Genomic DNA, 2856 nt, shown 5'->3' with positions numbered 1-2856 from the left:
ATTATAATTAAATTTTCACTAATCTACTTCACTATTAAATAATATAGTCTGATGCTAATTAAGCTTTAAAAACATATTTTGCCCAGCTACGCACTATTCAACCCCTTCTTAGCCTTAGCAATCAACTCATGAATCTTAGCACTCTGCTTTAGCACACAAGCATCATAAGCAGAAAGCGGCTCAGACTCTTGTTCTTTTTCCTGATCTTGCTTGGCTTTTTCTGCTAAATACTTTTCAAGTTTTTCGGCTTCAGAATCGCCCATAGCTTGTCTCCCATATGATTTTTACCATATAAAAAACGGCACTGAAATAATCAGTGCCGTTTTATCAGTCATGACAATGTAAAAGTTAACCACGATTCCTCAAATGCTGAATCGCCAAAATTAATCCCAGCTTAAAATTACCTTACCACATTGTCCGCTTTCCATGATATCGAAGCCTTCTTGAAAGTCATCAATGTGCATGCGATGAGTAATGATTGGTGTCAAATCAATCCCACTAATCAGCATTTGCTCCATCTGATACCACGTCTCCCACATCTCGCGGCCATAAATACCTTTTAGTGTCAACGCCTTAAAGATAATCTTGCTCCAATCCACCGTGGTGGTATTAGGTAAAATACCCAAGAGAGAGATTTTGGAGCCGTTGTACATGTTATTGATCATCGAATCAAATGCCTGAGGCGAGCCTGACATCTCAAGCCCAATATCAAAGCCGTGCATGTTTAATTCATCGATAGCACCTTCGATAGTTTCACCCTTGGCTGGGTTGATGGTCATCGTCGCCCCCATTTTTTTGGCAAGCTCTAGACGATAATCACTGATATCACTGACCACAATATTACGTGCCCCTGCGAAGCGGCAAATCGCTGTCGCCATTGACCCAATCAGTCCCGCACCCGTAACCAACACATCTTCACCAAGGACAGGAAATGATAAAGCGGTATGCGTGGCATTGCCAAACGGATCCATAATGGCTGCCATCTCATCGCTGATTCGATCATCGAGTTTGATGGCATTGTCAGCAGGTATCACCAAATATTCGGCAAACGCGCCATCGCGGTCGACGCCCACGCCTATAGTGTTCTCACACACATGTAGCTTGCCACGGCGGCAGTTACGGCAATGCCCGCAAGCGATATGGCCTTCGCCTGTGACGCGATCACCTACTTCTAGATGCTTGACGCCATCGCCCATTTCACTAATGACACCGACGTATTCATGTCCGATGATCATCGGCGTTTTTATGGTTTTTTGTGACCACTCATCCCATTTATAAATGTGCAAATCTGTGCCACAAATGGCGGTCTTTTTGATTTTAATTTTAACGTCATTGATGCCGACCGTTGGTTCTGGCATGTCTTGCATCCAGATGCCTTTTTCGGCATGGGCTTTAACCAGTGCTTTCATACTTTTCTCTTGTTTAACTGCATTTTATTGTTGAATTTAGATAAATACCGAGCGACGCTTAATCAATCACCTTCATTTGCTTGGCGACTTTGATAAAGGCAGCGATACACTGATCGAGCTGCTCGCGAGTATGAGCAGCAGAGAGCTGCACACGAATGCGAGCCTCATTTTTGGGTACGACAGGATAAAAGAAGCCAATCACATAAATGCCTTCTTCAAGCAGTGCGTCTGCCATTTGCTGGGAGACATTGGCGTCATAGAGCATCACCGCACAAATGGCCGATTCGGTAGGCTTGATATCGAAGCCTGCATCTTGCATTTGCTTCACAAAATAGGCGGTATTTTCATGCAATTGGTCTTGTAGGGTATTGTTTTGCGATAGCATTTCAAATGCTTTTACCCCAGCGGCAGCGACCATAGGAGGAATAGAGTTTGAAAACAAATACGGGCGTGAGCGTTGGCGCAGCATCTCAATCATTTCTTTTTTACCCGTCGTGAAGCCGCCAATAGCACCGCCAAATGCTTTGCCTAAAGTGCCAGTGATTAGCTCAACATCGCCACGTAGATCAAACAATTCAGTCACACCGCCGCCAGTGCGACCGACCACGCCTGCTGAGTGCGACTCGTCAATCATCACCATGGCATCATATTTCTGTGCCAACGCATAAATCTCATCCATCGGCGCCACGTTACCATCCATTGAAAACACACCATCGGTGACAATCAAACGAAAACGCTGTGCTTGTGCCGCTTGCAATTGCGTTTCTAAATCTTGCATGTCTGCATTGGCGTAGCGGTAACGCGCGGCTTTACACAGGCGCACACCATCAATAATTGAGGCATGATTTAACGAATCAGAAATAATGGCATCCTCAGCAGTTAGCAGTGGCTCAAAGGCACCGCCATTGGCATCAAAACAGGCCGCATAAAGAATCGTATCTTCGGTATTAAAGAATTTAGAAATTGCCGCCTCTAATTGCTTATGCAAATCTTGCGTGCCACAAATAAATCGCACCGATGACATACCGTAGCCTGAGTCTTCAATGGCTCCGATAGCTGCCTTTTTAATCTCAGGGTGGTCAGACAATCCAAGGTAATTATTGGCACAGAAGTTAAGCATCTCACGACCATCGGCGATCTTGATGAGTGCATCTTGCGGAGAAGTGATAACGCGCTCGTTCTTATATAGCCCTGCCGCGCGTATGTCACTGATTTCTTGTTGTAGGTGTTTCTGAAAGGCTTGATACATAAATATTCCTTTTTTAATATTATTGGTGTTTGTTTGATAATAGAGATATGGGGACTGGTAATAGAACTAAGCTATCAAAGCCAAGCTATCAAATCTGCACATCATCCCAGCCATCATTAGAATCAATGATAAAACCAAAGATGCGTGAAGCCCAACGAGATGGTGTGAGCAGTGAGACTATCTATAACCCTGTGAGCG

3 protein-coding genes are annotated in these 2856 nt (G+C 44.4%); all 3 read right to left on the bottom strand.

Annotated features, from left to right (window positions below):
- Window positions 1-86 precede the first annotated feature (86 nt).
- Complete coding sequence (locus ACT3QQ_RS13760) at window positions 87-263, bottom strand: hypothetical protein (protein WP_444528411.1); 177 nt, start codon at window positions 261-263, stop codon at window positions 87-89.
- Window positions 264-383: 120 nt separating this feature from the next.
- Entirely contained in the window at window positions 384-1409 is a 1026-nt protein-coding gene (gene tdh, locus ACT3QQ_RS13755; protein WP_444521137.1) for an L-threonine 3-dehydrogenase, read from the bottom strand.
- Window positions 1410-1467: 58 nt separating this feature from the next.
- Window positions 1468-2658, bottom strand: a complete 1191-nt coding sequence (gene kbl, locus ACT3QQ_RS13750; RefSeq protein WP_444528410.1) for a glycine C-acetyltransferase — start codon at window positions 2656-2658, stop codon at window positions 1468-1470.
- Window positions 2659-2856 lie beyond the last annotated feature (198 nt).

It is taken from the genome of Psychrobacter sp. AOP7-A1-24 (genome assembly GCF_052376235.1).
Taxonomy (GTDB): Bacteria; Pseudomonadota; Gammaproteobacteria; order Pseudomonadales; family Moraxellaceae; genus Psychrobacter.
The sequence above is the reverse complement of the archived record's forward strand: the minus strand, read 5'-3'. Positions and strand labels throughout refer to the sequence as shown.

Coding starts and splice junctions, on each gene's coding strand:
- ACT3QQ_RS13760 (WP_444528411.1), bottom strand. CDS start 263: ATGGGCGATTCTGAAGCCGAAAAACTTGAAAAGTATTTAGCAGAAAAA.
- kbl (WP_444528410.1), bottom strand. CDS start 2,658: ATGTATCAAGCCTTTCAGAAACACCTACAACAAGAAATCAGTGACATA.
- tdh (WP_444521137.1), bottom strand. CDS start 1,409: ATGAAAGCACTGGTTAAAGCCCATGCCGAAAAAGGCATCTGGATGCAA.